We start from the raw sequence: 15993 nt of genomic DNA, 5'->3' as shown, positions 1-15993 counted from the left end.
TCGCTGGGTAGCTATGTAGGGAAGGGATAAACGCTGAAAGCATCTAAGTGTGAAACCCACCTCAAGATGAGATTTCCCATGATTTTATATCAGTAAGAGCCCTGAGAGATGATCAGGTAGATAGGTTAGAAGTGGAAGTGTGGCGACACATGTAGCGGACTAATACTAATAGCTCGAGGACTTATCCAAAGTAACTGAGAATACGAAGTGTGAGGTTTTCTTGGTATTTGATAGATATTCAATTTTGAGNAGGTATTACTCAGAGTTAAGTGACGATAGCCTAGGAGATACACCTGTACCCATGCCGAACACAGCAGTTAAGCCCTAGAACGCCGGAAGTAGTTGGGGGTTGCCCCCTGTGAGATATGGAAGTCGCTTAGCTCGAGGGAGTTTAGCTCAGCTGGGAGAGCATCTGCCTTACAAGCAGAGGGTCAGCGGTTCGATCCCGTTAACTCCCATAGGTCCCGTAGTGTAGCGGTTATCACGTCGCCCTGTCACGGCGAAGATCGCGGGTTCGATTCCCGTCGGGACCGTTTAAGATAACGGAAGTTATTTTAGACTCGTTAGCTCAGTTGGTAGAGCAATTGACTTTTAATCAATGGGTCACTGGTTCGAGCCCAGTACGGGTCATATTTGCGGGTTTGGCGGAATTGGCAGACGCACCAGATTTAGGATCTGGCGCTTAACGGCGTGGGGGTTCAAGTCCCTTAACCCGCATAATAGAAAGTAGCCGGCTTAGCTCAGTTGGTAGAGCATCTGATTTGTAATCAGAGGGTCGCGTGTTCAAGTCATGTAGCAACTGGCAGACGCACAGGACTTAAAATCCTGCGATTGGTAACGATCGTACCGGTTCGATTCCGGTCCTCGGCATATAATGATGAGCACCCTTAGCTCAACTGGATAGAGTACCTGACTACGAATCAGGCGGTTAGAGGTTCGACTCCTCTAGGGTGCATTTTTTTATTTAACGCGGGAAGTAGCTCAGCTTGGTAGAGTACTTGGTTTGGGACCAAGGTGTCGCAGGTTCGAATCCTGTCTTCCCGATTGATTACGAGGATACTTAAAGGTATCTTTTTTTATTTACTAAGGAGATTCTGAGAGTCTTCTTTTTTGTTTACGGAACAAATTTGTGTAAACTAGCAGTGCTTAAGGAATGGTACTAGTCATATATTTTCTTTAATTATGGTAAAATAGTAAGAGAATAATGTGAGGAAAATGAATGTCAAGTAAGTTTGAAATTTTAATGAATCAACTAGGAATTTCTGATCAATTGAGACGGGATCCTGCTCTTGTTGATGCCAGAATTGAGCGTGTTGTGGTTCATAAAATTAGTAAGATTTGGGAATTTCATTTTGTCTTTTCTAATATTTTACCGATTGAAATCTTTTTAGAGTTAAAGAAAAGGCTTAGTGAAGAATTTTCTAAGACAGGGAATCGAGCTGTTTTCGAAATCAAGGTTCTCTCTCTAGAATTTTCAAATGAACTCTTACAAGCCTACTATAGAGAGGCTTTTTCTGAAGGTCCGTGTGCAAGTCAAGGGTTTAAATCTCTTTACCAGAACTTGCAAGTTCGTGCGGAGGGAAATCAACTCATTATTGAAGGTTCAGAGGCGATTGATAAGGAGCACTTTAAGATGAATCATCTTCCTAATTTGGCAAAGCAACTCGAAAAGTTTGGTTTTCCAGCTTTTGTATGTCAAATAGAAAAGAATGATGCTCTTACACAAGAGCAGGAGGAAGCCTTCCATACCGAGAATGAACAAATCGTTCAGGCTGCCAATGAGGAAGCGCTCCGGGCTATGGAGCAACTGGAACAAATGGCTCCTCCTCCAGTAGAAGAGAAGCCAGCCTTTGATTTTCACGCTAAAAAGGCTGCGGTCAAGCCTAAACTAGATAAGGCTGAAGTTACCCAGATGATCGACGTGACGACTGAGGAAAATCGCCTGGTCTTTGAAGGGGTCGTTTTTGATGTGGAGCATAAGGTGACCAGAACTGGTCGCGTTTTGATCAATTTTAAAATGACGGATTATACTTCAAGTTTTTCAATGCAAAAATGGGTTAAGAATGAGGAAGAGGCTCAGAAGTTTGACATCATTAAGAAGAATTCTTGGCTCCGAGTTCGTGGGAATGTGGAGATGAATAACTTCACACGTGATTTGACCATGAACGTCCAGGATGTGCAGGAAGTTGTTCACTATGAGCGGAAGGATTTGATGCCAGAAGGTGAGCGTCGGGTTGAGTTTCATGCTCATACCAACATGTCGACCATGGATGCTTTACCAGAGGTAGAGGAGATCGTTGCGACAGCTGCTAAGTGGGGACACAAGGCGGTTGCCATCACGGACCATGGAAATGTTCAATCTTTCCCACACGGCTATAAGGCGGCCAAGAAAGCTGGAATCCAGCTGATCTATGGAATGGAAGCCAATATTGTGGAGGACCGTGTCCCTATCGTTTACAACGAAGTGGAGATGGACTTGTCAGAAGCTACCTATGTGGTTTTTGATGTGGAAACGACGGGGCTTTCAGCCATCTATAATGACCTGATTCAGGTTGCGGCCTCTAAGATGTATAAGGGAAATGTTATTGCCGAATTTGATGAATTTATCAATCCTGGGCATCCCTTATCAGCCTTTACTACTGAATTAACAGGTATTACAGACGATCATGTCAAAAATGCCAAACCACTGGAACAAGTTTTACAAGAATTCCAAGAGTTTTGCAAGGATACAGTCTTAGTTGCTCACAATGCTACCTTTGACGTTGGCTTTATGAATGCCAACTATGAGCGTTATGGTCTGCCTAAGATTAGCCAGCCAGTTATCGATACGCTGGAGTTTGCTAGAAATCTCTATCCTGAGTATAAACGTCATGGTTTGGGGCCTTTGACCAAGCGTTTTGGTGTGGCACTTGAACACCACCACATGGCTAATTACGATGCGGAAGCTACTGGTCGTCTGCTTTTCATCTTTATCAAAGAGGTAGCAGAAAAACATGGTGTGACTAACTTGGCTAGACTCAACATTGATCTAATCAGTCCAGATTCTTATAAAAAAGCTCGGATCAAGCATGCGACTATTTATGTCAAGAATCAGGTAGGTCTAAAAAATATCTTTAAACTGGTTTCTTTGTCTAACACCAAGTATTTTGAAGGGGTGCCACGGATTCCGAGAACAGTTCTAGATGCCCATCGGGAAGGTTTGATTTTAGGGTCAGCCTGTTCAGAGGGTGAAGTTTTCGACGCAGTTGTTTCCCAAGGTGTGGATGCGGCGGTTGAGGTGGCCAAGTATTATGACTTTATCGAGGTTATGCCACCAGCTATCTATGCTCCCTTGATTGCCAAGGAGCAGGTTAAGGATATGGAGGAACTCCAGACTATTATCAAGAGTTTGATAGAGGTTGGGGATCGTCTTGGCAAGCCTGTTCTAGCTACGGGAAATGTCCACTATATCGAACCGGAAGAAGAGATTTACCGTGAAATTATCGTACGTAGTTTGGGGCAAGGAGCTATGATTAACCGAACCATCGGTCATGGTGAACATGCCCAACCAGCTCCTCTTCCGAAAGCTCATTTTCGAACGACTAATGAGATGTTGGATGAATTTGCCTTCTTGGGCGAAGATCTAGCACGCAAATTGGTTATTGAAAATACCAGTGCCTTGGCAGAAATTTTTGAGCCTGTTGAGGTTGTTAAAGGTGACTTGTATACACCTTTCATCGACAAGGCTGAAGAAACGGTCGCTGAGTTGACCTATAAGAAAGCTTTTGAGATTTATGGAAATCCGCTGCCAGATATTGTTGATTTGCGGATTGAAAAAGAATTAACTTCCATTCTGGGGAATGGATTTGCCGTGATTTATCTGGCATCGCAGATGCTGGTGCAACGTTCCAATGAACGGGGCTACTTGGTTGGCTCTCGTGGGTCTGTTGGGTCCAGTTTTGTTGCGACCATGATTGGGATTACGGAGGTCAATCCTCTCTCTCCTCATTATGTTTGTGGTCAGTGTCAGTATAGTGAGTTTATCACGGATGGTTCTTACGGTTCAGGGTTTGATATGCCCAATAAGGATTGTCCAAACTGTGGTCATAAACTTAGCAAAAATGGGCAGGATATTCCCTTTGAGACCTTCCTCGGTTTTGATGGGGACAAGGTTCCCGATATTGACTTGAACTTCTCGGGAGAAGACCAGCCTAGCGCCCACTTGGATGTACGTGATATCTTTGGTGAGGAATATGCCTTCCGTGCAGGAACGGTTGGTACGGTGGCTGCCAAGACTGCCTATGGCTTTGTCAAGGGCTACGAGAGAGACTATGGGAAGTTTTATCGTGATGCAGAGGTGGAACGTCTTGCTCAAGGCGCTGCCGGTGTCAAGCGTACAACAGGACAACACCCCGGGGGAATCGTTGTTATTCCTAACTACATGGATGTCTACGACTTTACACCTGTTCAGTATCCAGCGGATGACGTGACCGCTGAATGGCAGACCACTCACTTTAACTTCCACGATATCGATGAGAACGTCCTCAAACTCGATGTGCTGGGTCATGATGATCCGACCATGATTCGGAAATTGCAGGATTTGTCTGGGATTGACCCTAATGAAATTCCTATGGATGATGAAGGCGTGATGGCCCTCTTTTCTGGGACGGATGTGCTTGGCGTGACGCCGGAGCAAATCGGTACACCGACGGGGATGCTGGGGATTCCAGAGTTTGGAACCAACTTTGTACGTGGGATGGTAGACGAGACGCATCCGACGACTTTTGCAGAGTTGCTTCAGCTCTCAGGTCTATCCCACGGTACCGATGTGTGGTTGGGAAATGCTCAGGATTTGATCAAGCAAGGGATTGCGGACCTATCAACCGTTATCGGTTGTCGGGACGACATCATGGTTTACCTCATGCATGCGGGTCTCGAACCTAAGATGGCCTTTACCATCATGGAACGAGTGCGTAAAGGTTTGTGGCTGAAGATTTCCGAAGAGGAGAGAAATGGCTATATCGAAGCTATGAAGGCCAATAAGGTACCAGAGTGGTATATCGAATCCTGTGGAAAAATCAAGTATATGTTCCCTAAGGCCCATGCGGCAGCCTACGTTATGATGGCCTTGCGTGTAGCCTACTTCAAGGTTCACCATCCGATTTATTATTACTGTGCTTACTTCTCTATCCGCGCCAAGGCCTTTGATATCAAGACCATGGGTGCCGGCTTGGATGCCATCAAGCGTAGAATGGAAGAGATCGCTGAAAAACGGAAGAATAATGAAGCCTCTAATGTGGAAATTGACCTCTATACAACTCTTGAGATTGTCAATGAAATGTGGGAACGTGGCTTTAAGTTTGGCAAGTTGGACCTCTATCGTAGTGATGCGACTGAATTCATCATTGATGGAGATACCCTCATCCCACCATTTGTAGCAATGGATGGTCTGGGAGAGAACGTTGCTAAGCAGTTGGTGCGTGCGCGTGAAGAGGGTGAGTTCCTCTCTAAGACAGAACTGCGCAAGCGTGGTGGACTTTCATCAACCTTGGTTGAAAAGATGGATGAAATGGGGATTCTGGGCAATATGCCAGAGGATAACCAGTTGAGTTTGTTTGATGAGTTTTTCTAAAATATAGAAAGAGGTTTTTATGAAACTTACCATTTTCGCTCAAGATAAGCCAGCGCAGAAGGTGTTTGATTACCAGCTGGATCTTGATCCTGATACGATTTTGAAAATGACCGCTTTGATTTGCGGCACTGTGGCAGCAGTTAGCCTGTTGTCTCTGTTTAAAGAGAAATAACAATAGAAAAGGAAGAAAAAAATGGTTTTACCAAATTTTAAAGAAAATCTAGAAAAATATGCGAAATTGTTGGTTGCGAATGGAATTAATGTGCAACCTGGTCACACCTTGGCTCTTTCTATCGATGTTGAGCAACGCGAGTTGGCGCATTTGATCGTGAAAGAAGCTTATGCTTTAGGTGCACATGAGGTTATCGTTCAGTGGACAGATGATGTGATTAACCGTGAGAAATTCCTCCACGCGCCGATGGAGCGTCTGGACAATGTGCCAGAATACAAGATTGCTGAGATGAACTATCTCTTGGAGAACAAGGCTAGCCGTCTTGGAGTTCGCTCATCTGATCCAGGTGCCTTGAACGGAGTAGACGCTGACAAGCTTTCAGCTTCTGCCAAAGCGATGGGACTTGCTATGAAGCCAATGCGTATCGCAACTCAATCCAACAAGGTTAGCTGGACTGTAGCTGCCGCTGCTGGACTCGAGTGGGCTAAAAAGGTCTTTCCAAATGCTGCAAGCGACGAAGAAGCAGTGGACCTCCTTTGGGATCAAATCTTCAAGACTTGCCGTGTCTACGAAGCAGATCCAGTTAAGGCTTGGGAAGAACACGCTGCTATACTCAAGAGCAAGGCTCAAATGCTCAATAAAGAACAATTTTCAGCCCTTCATTACACAGCACCAGGAACAGACTTGACTCTTGGTTTGCCTAAAAACCACGTTTGGGAATCAGCTGGTGCTATCAATGCACAGGGCGAAGGGTTCTTGCCAAATATGCCAACAGAAGAAGTCTTTACGGCTCCTGACTTCCGTCGTGCAGATGGTTATGTAACCTCTACAAAACCACTTAGCTATAACGGAAATATCATCGAAGGGATTAAAGTGACCTTCAAAGACGGTCAAATCGTGGATATCACTGCTGAGAAGTGTGATCAGGTCATGAAAGACCTTGTCTTTGAAAATGCGGGTGCGCGTGCCTTGGGTGAATGTGCCTTGGTACCAGATCCGAGTCCAATTTCTCAATCAGGTATTACTTTCTTTAACACCCTTTTTGATGAAAATGCGTCAAACCACTTGGCTATCGGTGCTGCCTATGCGACCAGCGTTGTTGGTGGAGCAGAGATGAGCGAAGAAGAGCTTGAAGCAGCAGGACTTAACCGTTCAGATGTTCACGTTGACTTTATGATTGGTTCTAGCCAAATGGATATCGATGGTATCCGTGAGGATGGCACACGCGTACCCCTCTTCCGCAATGGAGATTGGGCTATTTAAGGAGAAGTTATGCTTGGAAGTATGTTTGTTGGTCTCCTAGTGGGATTCTTGGCAGGTGCTTTGACCAATCGTGGAGAGAGCATGGGATGCTTTGGAAAAATGTTTCTCGGCTGGATTGGTGCCTTTTTGGGCCACTTGCTCTTTGGAACTTGGGGTCCAATTATAGCGGGAACAGCTGTTATTCCTGCTGTTTTGGGTGCTATGATTGTCTTAGCTATTTTCTGGAGACGAGGAAGTTAGTTTCTTGAAAAATTAGAAATAAGGAGGTTGGTCACTTGGGCCAGCCTCCTTTTGAATATGATATAATGGTTCTATGAGATTAGATAAATTTTTAGTTGCCTGCGCTGTAGGGAGTCGGACGGAGGTAAAAAACTTGCTCAAGGCTGGACGCGTGACGGTCAATGGCAAGAAAGAAAAATCAGCAAAATTGCAAATAAATGAAGAAAAAGACGAAATTCGCTTTGATGGTCAAGTGCTAGAGTACGAGGAGTTTGTCTACTACATGATGAACAAGCCCCAAGGAGTCATTTCAGCGACTGAGGATTCTAAACACAGAACAGTGTTGGACTTGTTGGATGATATTGCTCGGACCAAGGAAGTTTTTCCAGTAGGGCGCTTGGATATCGATACGCATGGTCTTCTGCTCTTGACCAATGACGGCCAGCTTGCCCATTCTCTTCTTTCGCCTAAACATCATGTGGATAAGACTTATCTAGCTCAAGTCAAAGGTATTATGACCCAAGAAGATGTGGAGACATTTGCCAAGGGCATTCCTCTCAAAGACTTTACCTGTCATCCTGCTAGACTGGAGCTTGTATCGGTAGATCCAGAAAAAAATCAAAGTCTGGTTCGTGTGACCATTGCTGAAGGTAAGTTTCATCAGGTCAAACGCATGGTGGCATACTGTGGCAAGGAAGTGGTGGACCTACAACGTTTGACGATGGGGACTCTAGTTTTGGATGAGAACTTAGAACGAGGAGAATGGCGTCGCCTGACCAGGGAGGAGTTAGAGAATCTCCTTGCTAGTATTGCTTAGTTTGGATTATGTTAGAAAAGGTGAGGAGAATGTCCTTACCTTTTTCGTTTTTCAGTTGCTTCCTTTGTGAAAAGAGTTATAATAGACATTAGAATAAAAGGAGGAATCTATGAACGCGATTCAAGAATCATTTACTGATAAACTATTTGCTAACTATGAAGCAAATGTCAAATACCAAGCGATTGAAAATGCTGCCAGCCATAACGGAATTTTTGCGGCCCTAGAACGGCGCCAAAGCCATGTAGACAATACACCTGTTTTCTCATTGGATTTGACCAAGGACAAGGTTACTAACCAGAAAGCGTCTGGTCGTTGCTGGATGTTTGCAGCTCTCAACACCTTCCGCCACAAACTCATCTCTCAATACAAACTGGAGAACTTTGAATTGTCACAAGCCCACACATTCTTCTGGGACAAATACGAGAAATCCAACTGGTTCTTGGAGCAAGTGATTGCGACTGCAGACCAAGAATTGACGAGTCGCAAGGTTAGCTTCCTACTCCAAACACCTCAACAAGATGGTGGTCAATGGGATATGGTTGTTGCCCTCTTTGAGAAATACGGTGTCGTTCCTAAGTCTGTTTATCCTGAGTCTGTTTCATCTAGCAGCAGCCGTGAGCTCAATGCCATCCTTAACAAATTGCTTCGCCAAGATGCTCAAATCTTGCGTGACTTGCTCGCTTCTGGTGCAGACCAAGCGACTGTTCAAGCTAAGAAAGAAGACCTCTTGCAAGAAATCTTTAACTTCCTTGCTATGTCACTAGGACTTCCACCGCGTAAATTTGACTTTGCTTATCGCGATAAGGATAACAACTACCAAAGCGAAAAGGGTATCACACCACAAGAATTTTACAAGAAATATGTCAATCTTCCTCTAGAAGATTATGTTTCGGTTATCAATGCCCCAACTGCTGACAAGCCTTACGGCAAATCTTACACAGTTGAGATGTTAGGAAATGTGGTTGGTAGCCGTGCAGTTCGTTATATCAACGTTCCTATGGAGCGTTTGAAAGAATTGGCGATTGCCCAAATGCAGACAGGAGAAACTGTTTGGTTTGGTTCAGATGTCGGCCAGCTCAGCAACCGCAAAGCTGGAATCCTTGCGACAGATGTTTATGACTTTGAATCAAGCATGGATATTCAACTCACTCAAGACAAAGCTGGACGTTTGGACTACAGCGAAAGTTTGATGACCCACGCCATGGTCTTGACAGGTGTGGATTTGGATGAAAATGGCAAGTCAACCAAGTGGAAGGTTGAAAACTCATGGGGAGACAAGGTCGGTACAGATGGTTACTTCGTTGCCTCAGATGCTTGGATGGATGAATACACCTATCAAATCGTTGTCCGTAAGGAATTGCTGACAGCAGAAGAACAAGCTGCTTATGAAGCAGAACCAATCGTACTCGCACCATGGGATCCAATGGGTGCCTTGGCAGAATAAAGCATAAAGAAAAGAGGTTAGGGAAATCCTAGCCTCTTTTTAAGTTCTTCTTGAAGTGGCGATAGATGCTGCTTGCTAAGTGAGTTCTCCTTATTTTGAGTCTTTAAGTGACAGAGAAAAAGATATGTGTTACTATAGTAGTACAAAAGGATATTGGAATAGAAATGAAGTATTTAAGTAGTCAAGACATCAAGGATCGTCAACGAAATATCAGTGATATTAAACCCTATAAAACAACCAAGGAAATCGTCGTTTCAAATATCTTTACCTTCTTTAATGCCATGAACTTGGCTCTGGCAGTTCTGGTAGCCACAACCATGCGATTTGAGAATATGCTCTTTTTAGGTGTGATTGCTATCAATACCGCCATCGGTATCTTCCAAGAAGTGCGTTCAAAAAATGCCTTAGAAAAGCTAAGTTTACTTGGTAAAAGTAAGTACAAGGTCAATCGAGATGGTCAAACGATTGAGATTGATTCAGAAGACATCGTACTGGGGGAATATCTGCATCTCAATCTGGGAGATCAGGTACCTGTCGATGCAGAAGTGCTTGAAGGGAATGTTGAAGTTGATGAGTCCTTGCTGACGGGTGAAAGTGATTCGGTCTTTAAAACAGTTGGTGACAAGCTGATGAGCGGAAGCAATGTCGTCAGCGGTACTTGTCTGGTCACGGCGACAGCTGTGGGTCCCGATAGTTATATCAACAAGCTCGCAAAATCCAGCAAGGAATTTAAAAAATACCCTTCTCAACTGCGCGATTATATGGATAAGATTTTAAAAATCGTTTCTATCTTGCTGGTGCCAGTTGCCATTCTGCTCTATGTCAGAGGTTTTAGTCTAGGACGGTCTTATGTTGAAATTGTCTTGGGAAGTTCAGGTGCCTTGGTCGGCATGATTCCAGAGGGCTTGATTCTCTTGGTTAGCGTCTCCCTAGCGGTAGCAGCCATGAAGTTGGCTAAAAAGAAGGTTCTGGTACAGGAGCTATACTGTGTAGAGACCTTGGCGCGAGTAGATGTTCTTTGTTTTGATAAGACGGGAACTATCACGACGGGGAATATGAAGGTCCAAGAAATGGATGCTAATGTAGCAGAGAAACTATCTTCTTATTTGGCTTATTTCGAGGATGAAAATGCAACTTCCCGAGCTCTGAAGACTTACTTAACCTGTGAGAAAAAGTGGGAAGTTCAAGAAGTCGGTGCATTTTCAAGTAAAAACAAGTATTCCTTTGTCCAAGTAAAAGAGGGTGGGACCTATTTCTTCGGTGCCTATGAATTTCTAGGCTTTACCCAGCCGATGGATGCCTACTATGAACATCTAAAACAGCAAGGTTTTCGAATCTTATCGCTTGCTCATAGCAAGGACCAAATTACAAGCCCGTCCGAAATGGAACTATTAGGGCATGTCGTTCTGTCAGATGAGATCAAGGACAATACCAAGGAAACCTTTGACTATTTCGAATCTCAAGGTGTTGAAGTTAAGATTATCAGTGGTGATAATCATGTGGCTGTATATGGGGTGGCTCGTAAGGCAGGTTTTAAGGAAGAAGCCCGTGCGATTGATATGACCAAGGTGAGCGATGATGACTTTGAAAGAGTGGTCTTGGAACACGAAATATTTGGTCGAGTGACACCTGAACAGAAAGAAAAGATGGTGACCGTTTTGCAAAAGGCTGGGAAAACAGTTGCTATGAGTGGTGATGGAGTCAATGATGTTCTAGCTCTTAAAAAAGCAGATATTAGTTTTGCTATGAATGGTGCTACCAGTGCAGCCAAAAGTGTATCCAATATTGTTTTTCTCACAGATGATTTTGCGGTATTTTATGATATCTTGATGGAAGGTCGCCGGGTCATCAATAACATCCAAAAGGTAGCCTCTCTCTTTCTAACAAAGACTTTCTTCTCCATCGTTTTTGCCATTTTGAGTGTGATCTTTGGTTTGGAATTTGCCTTTATCCCCATTCAGTTTACAATCATTTCAGCCATTACGATTGGGATTCCATCTTTCTTTCTAACTTTTGAGTCCAATAAAGAAAAGGTCAGCACACATTTTATGCGAGATATTTTGACCAATGCTGCGATTGGTGGTGGCGTTCTGGTTGCTAGTGTACTCCTGACTAACTTCTTAATCACTGTCCCAGGTCAGGTCAAATTTATTTGCTTCCTCCTTGCCCTGATCAATGGTCTGTGTCTAGTTGCCAAGGTCAGCCTGCCATTTAATCGATACAAACTAGTCTTGCTCGCATTTTTGAGCCTTGCAGCCCTTGTAGGAGTGCTTGCCAACACCTTTATCCTGCAAGGAGCGTATGTGCCTTTAGAAACCAGCCAAGTCGTCTATGTAGCTATCCTAGCAGTGTTGATTGGGGGCTTGCATTATCTTACTAGGAGAAAAAATTGATACACAAAAAGAATCAGGATTTAATCCTGATTCTTTTTTATTTATATTCTCGATGGATTGGATTACATGATGCCGAAGAAACGAGCTGCGATACCAACTGCAAAGAGAGCAAGGATGATTGCAATTGGTGATACTTTTTTCTTAAGCAACCACATGCAAAGGAAAGTAAGGAGAAGTCCCATCAATCCTGGAATCAATGAGTTCAACTGACCTTGAAGGGTTTGTGGTTGAATCTTATCTAGGCTCAATCCTCCAAGTGCATCAGCAAGAATTCCTTTCAATTCAGCACCAGTAACAGCACCTTCTGGGAAGTTGATGTAAGCTCCTTCAGCCAATTGTTTACCTGGAAGGTTCACAGTAAAGTTGATAGATACCCAACGTTGTACAAGAACGGCAAGGATGAACATACCAAGGATAGATGCTCCTTTAGTGATGTCTTTCAAGATACCACCAGACATGTCTTTAGTGATTTCAGATCCAGCCCTGTAACCAAACTCTTGTGTTTGCAATAGGAAGGCCATACGGATTATATTCCATCCAAAGAAGAAGAGAAGGGGACCAACGATGTTACCAGTTGCAGCGAGTGATGCACCAAGAGCACCAAGGATAGGACGAACTGTGAACCAGAATACTGGGTCACCGATACCAGCAAGAGGTCCCATCATACCGATCTTAACCCCTTGGATAGCCGCGTCATCGATTTCAACACCGTTAGCGCGTTCTTCTTCAAGTGCAAGCGTAACCCCCATGATAGGAGCAGCTACGTATGGGTGAGTGTTGAAGAACTCAAGGTGACGCTCAAGAGCAGCGGCTTGTTCTTCTTTAGTAGTGTACAATTTTTTGATAGCTGGAATCAATGAGTAAGCCCAACCCAAGTTTTGCATACGCTCATAGTTCCAAGAACCTTGAAGGAATTGTGAACGCCACCAAACTTTTCGACGATCTGATTTTGTTAATTGAATTTTTTCAGCCATGATTGTTCCCCTTTCTAGTAGTCTTCTAGGATATCACCGATTGGGTCGTTAGAAGTCGCAGCTCCTCCGCCACCGTTTCCACCTTGTTTAGAAAGGTTAAGATAGATGAAGGCAAGGGCAACACCGATGACACCAAGGGCAATCAAAGTCAATTGTGAAATCGCTGCAAGAGCGAAACCGATTGCGAAGAATGGCCATACTTCACGAGTTGCCATCATGTTGATAACCATAGCGTAACCAACGGCAACGACCATAGCACCACCGACAGCCATACCACCGTTCAACCATTCTGGCATCAATTTAAGAGCATCTTGGACAGCAGAAGCTGGGATAGCGATAAGGAAGGCTGCAGGGATTGCGATACGAAGACCTTGAAGAACAAGAGCAAAGTAGTGAGCGCGTTCAACGGCAGCAAAGTTTGCGTCTTTAGCAGCAGCATCAGCTGAGTGAACCAAGACAACTGAGATTGTACGAACAATCATTGTCAAGAAAAGTCCAGCTACGGCAATAGGGATAGCTGTTGCAGTTGCAACAGCGATACCTTCAGTAGTAAAGTTTCCACCTTTGATCAAGATGATTGCTGCAGCAACAGATGCAAGAGCAGCGTCAGGAGCTACGGCAGCTCCGATGTTTGCCCAACCAAGGGCGATCATTTGAAGAGATCCACCAAGCATAACACCTGCTTCGAGGTTACCAGTTGCAAGTCCGATAAGGGTACATGCGACGATTGGTTGATGGAATTGGAATTGGTCGAGGATACCTTCAAGACCTGCAAGGAAGGCAACAACTACAACCAAGATAGCAGAAATGATTGAAATATCTGACATGGTTTTATTCCTTTTCTATTTAGTTTTAATAAAGTATTTAATCCTGTTTTCAAAAATGCTCGAAACAGATTAACATTATTGAACGTTTGCTTTCTTAATCAAGTCAAACAAATCTTTTTTCGTGTCGTTTGGTACTTTACGTACGTCAAATTCAACACCGAGGTCACGCATTTTTTCAAAGGTTGCAACGTCTTCTTTGTCCATAGACAAAACGTTGTTGATCATTGTTTTACCTGTTGAGTGAGCCATAGAACCAACGTTAAGGGTCTTGATTGGTACGCCACCTTCGATAGCACGAAGTGCATCTTGTGGAGTTTCAAACAAGATAAGGGCATGAGTTTCGCCGAAACGTGGGTCTTTTGCAACGTCGATCAATTTTTGAATTGGGACAACGTTGGCTTTTACTCCGTTTGGAGCTGCTTGTTTGATCAATTCTTTACGCAAATCGTCGTTTGCAACGTTGTCTGAAGCAACGATAATACGATCCGCTTTTGAATCTGGAGTCCAAGCAGTGGCAACCTGACCGTGAAGGAGACGAGTGTCTAGACGAGCAAGGTTGATTTTCAGTTTACCGTCACCGATAACTGTTCCTTCTGGAATAGCAGCTTGGGCAACTGGAGCAGCTGCAGCAGTTGCAACTTCCTCAACTGGGTTAAGCTCTTCTGGAAGAGCCTTGATGCCATCTTTGGCTTCTTTAATGATATTCGCAGCGACTTTATCCACACCTGCATTCGCGTCCATAAGGCGCTCTGTGTAGGCTTGGATCAACATCGGCAAGTTCAGTCCTGTGATGATGGCAAACTTACGTTCTGGATTTTCTCCCATCACGCGGCTAGCTTGGTTGAATGGAGATCCACTCCAAAGGTCAGCCAATACTAGAACCTCATCTTCTGCGTCAAATGCAGCCACAGCGTTGTTGAATTTAGCGTAAAGGTCATCTGGACCTTCATTTGGCATAAAGGTTACAACTTGAACCTTTTCTTGTTCACCAAAGATCATAGATCCTGACTGATGAATACCCGCAGCAAATTCGCCGTGGCTCGCAATAATGATTCCGATACTCATTATTGTCATTCCTCCTTATAAAATGTTTGACTGTATGTTTAAGAAAACTTTAAGCCTAACTTTAAGTATAAACCGTTTTCATATAAAAATCAACTACTTTTTCTAAAAAGATGTAAAAGTTTTCATAGAATGACTTTTTAAAAATATTAATATATCAATGGTTTTGAGAGATAAGTGAAAATTGTAATAGAAAATTTAATATAAAAATACAGAAAACAAGTCGCTTTTGTGAAAACAGAATGAAAATAAAAAAGGAAAGATTGCGCCCCTGCAATCTTCCCTTTTATAGGAATAAATTTTGTAAAGCGTGGGCAACTCCATCTTCTTCGTTGGTCAGAGGAAGTTGTTCGTCTGCATATGGAAGAAGAGCAGGATTGGCATTTTTCATAGCATATCCCTTGCCTGCAAATGCCAACATTTCAGTGTCATTATGCTCATCACCAAAGGCGATTAAGTCTTTTTTATCACGATTCATCACATTGAGCAAGTACTCTAGAGCAAATGCCTTGTTTACACCCTTGGGAGTACACTCGAGGATGTTGAGGGGCCCGCCCCAGGTATTGATAGCTAGTTGGTGCTGATAAAAACGATTCATCTCGTCCGCTAAAGCGTATTTGTCTTCAGCCCTTGTTTGCAAGAGAATGCAGTTGGGATCTTTGGTTACTCGTTCGGGTTTGAATTGATTTTCCGGCCGGAAGTTCTCTACGCCAAATAGTTTAGGATCCGCAATTTCCTCATTCGGAGTCGTGATATAGAATTTTTTTCGATATTCTCCTGCAATAAAATCAGCCTGGATGTCCTCCGTGCGCTTGACCATGTCTAGGAGGTATTTTTTGTCCAAGGTCAAGCACTTTTCATGCTCCCAAGCCTGTCCTGGTAGATGGGTAAGAGAACCATTAAAGTTAATCATGGGAGTATGCAATTCTAGCTCACGGTAGAAATCTTTTGCCATACGATACGGACGTCCCGTCGTGATGATAACATGGTGTCCTTTTTCTGAAATTTTTTTGATCGTCTCTTTGGTGAAATCGGAGAGCTTGCTTTCACTATTCAGCAGGGTTCCGTCCAAGTCGACTGCGATAATTTTTTTAGTCATATAAACCTTCCTAGTCGTTTCCAGATAAGATGTCTTCTATTATATCAAAAAGAAGGAAGAAAAGCAGATAAGAACAAAAACTACAGTTGTTTTGATTTATTAAATAAATCAA

General features: G+C 43.6%; 11 protein-coding genes, 7 tRNA genes and 2 rRNA genes. 16 read left to right on the top strand and 4 right to left on the bottom strand.

Annotation, left to right across the window (positions count from 1 at the left end):
- From D8863_RS08015 to D8863_RS07940, 16 genes are all read left to right on the top strand, one after another.
- Positions 1–189, top strand: a 23S ribosomal RNA gene (locus D8863_RS08015); the annotation flags it as partial.
- A 76-nt stretch (positions 190–265) separates the two neighbouring features.
- Positions 266–381: ribosomal RNA gene (gene rrf, locus D8863_RS08010) — 5S ribosomal RNA — on the top strand.
- Positions 382–385: 4 nt separating this feature from the next.
- Positions 386–458, top strand: a tRNA-Val gene (locus D8863_RS08005).
- A 2-nt stretch (positions 459–460) separates the two neighbouring features.
- A tRNA-Asp gene (locus D8863_RS08000) sits at positions 461–533 on the top strand.
- 24 nt (positions 534–557) lie between these two features.
- Positions 558–630: transfer RNA gene (locus D8863_RS07995), tRNA-Lys, on the top strand.
- A 5-nt stretch (positions 631–635) separates the two neighbouring features.
- Positions 636–717, top strand: a tRNA-Leu gene (locus tag D8863_RS07990).
- A gap of 12 nt (positions 718–729) precedes the next feature.
- Positions 730–805: transfer RNA gene (locus tag D8863_RS07985), tRNA-Thr, on the top strand.
- Positions 806–881: 76 nt separating this feature from the next.
- Positions 882–955: transfer RNA gene (locus D8863_RS07980), tRNA-Arg, on the top strand.
- Positions 956–970: 15 nt separating this feature from the next.
- A tRNA-Pro gene (locus D8863_RS07975) sits at positions 971–1044 on the top strand.
- A 175-nt stretch (positions 1045–1219) separates the two neighbouring features.
- Positions 1220–5611, top strand: coding sequence for a PolC-type DNA polymerase III (locus tag D8863_RS07970; RefSeq protein ID WP_125441603.1), 4392 nt, complete (start codon positions 1220–1222; stop codon positions 5609–5611).
- Positions 5612–5630: 19 nt separating this feature from the next.
- Entirely contained in the window at positions 5631–5783 is a 153-nt protein-coding gene (locus D8863_RS11080) for a hypothetical protein (protein WP_185761469.1), read from the top strand.
- Between the two features lie 21 nt (positions 5784–5804).
- Positions 5805–7046, top strand: coding sequence for an aminopeptidase (locus tag D8863_RS07965; RefSeq protein WP_125441602.1), 1242 nt, complete (start codon positions 5805–5807; stop codon positions 7044–7046).
- A 9-nt stretch (positions 7047–7055) separates the two neighbouring features.
- Complete coding sequence (locus D8863_RS07960) at positions 7056–7286, top strand: GlsB/YeaQ/YmgE family stress response membrane protein (protein WP_125441601.1); 231 nt, start codon at positions 7056–7058, stop codon at positions 7284–7286.
- Between the two features lie 73 nt (positions 7287–7359).
- On the top strand, positions 7360–8082 hold the full coding sequence (locus D8863_RS07955) for a pseudouridine synthase (RefSeq protein ID WP_125441600.1): 723 nt from the start codon (positions 7360–7362) through the stop codon (positions 8080–8082).
- A gap of 109 nt (positions 8083–8191) precedes the next feature.
- A complete protein-coding gene (gene pepC, locus D8863_RS07945) occupies positions 8192–9526 on the top strand; it encodes an aminopeptidase C (protein ID WP_125441599.1) in 1335 nt (444 codons plus the stop codon).
- A gap of 164 nt (positions 9527–9690) precedes the next feature.
- Positions 9691–11919 carry an HAD-IC family P-type ATPase gene (locus D8863_RS07940; RefSeq protein WP_125441598.1) on the top strand — a complete coding sequence of 743 codons (2229 nt, stop codon included), beginning with the start codon at positions 9691–9693 and terminating at the stop codon, positions 11917–11919.
- Positions 11920–11981: 62 nt separating this feature from the next.
- Here the strand turns inward: D8863_RS07940 and D8863_RS07935 are convergent, their stop codons facing one another.
- The 4 genes from D8863_RS07935 to D8863_RS07920 form a co-directional block, all read right to left on the bottom strand.
- Positions 11982–12893: a PTS system mannose/fructose/sorbose family transporter subunit IID gene (locus D8863_RS07935; protein ID WP_125441597.1), complete on the bottom strand. Its 912-nt coding sequence runs from the start codon at positions 12891–12893 to the stop codon at positions 11982–11984.
- Positions 12894–12907: 14 nt separating this feature from the next.
- Entirely contained in the window at positions 12908–13720 is an 813-nt protein-coding gene (locus D8863_RS07930) for a PTS mannose/fructose/sorbose transporter subunit IIC (RefSeq protein ID WP_076984815.1), read from the bottom strand.
- Between the two features lie 75 nt (positions 13721–13795).
- Positions 13796–14785, bottom strand: coding sequence for a PTS sugar transporter subunit IIB (locus tag D8863_RS07925; protein WP_061587284.1), 990 nt, complete (start codon positions 14783–14785; stop codon positions 13796–13798).
- Between the two features lie 283 nt (positions 14786–15068).
- A complete protein-coding gene (locus D8863_RS07920; protein ID WP_000162371.1) occupies positions 15069–15881 on the bottom strand; it encodes a Cof-type HAD-IIB family hydrolase in 813 nt (270 codons plus the stop codon).
- Positions 15882–15993: the final 112 nt, after the last annotated feature.

Origin of the sequence: Streptococcus oralis (assembly GCF_003943825.1) — a bacterium.
GTDB classification, from domain to species: domain Bacteria; phylum Bacillota; class Bacilli; order Lactobacillales; family Streptococcaceae; genus Streptococcus; species Streptococcus oralis_CD.
The sequence above is the reverse complement of the archived record's forward strand: the minus strand, read 5'-3'. Positions and strand labels throughout refer to the sequence as shown.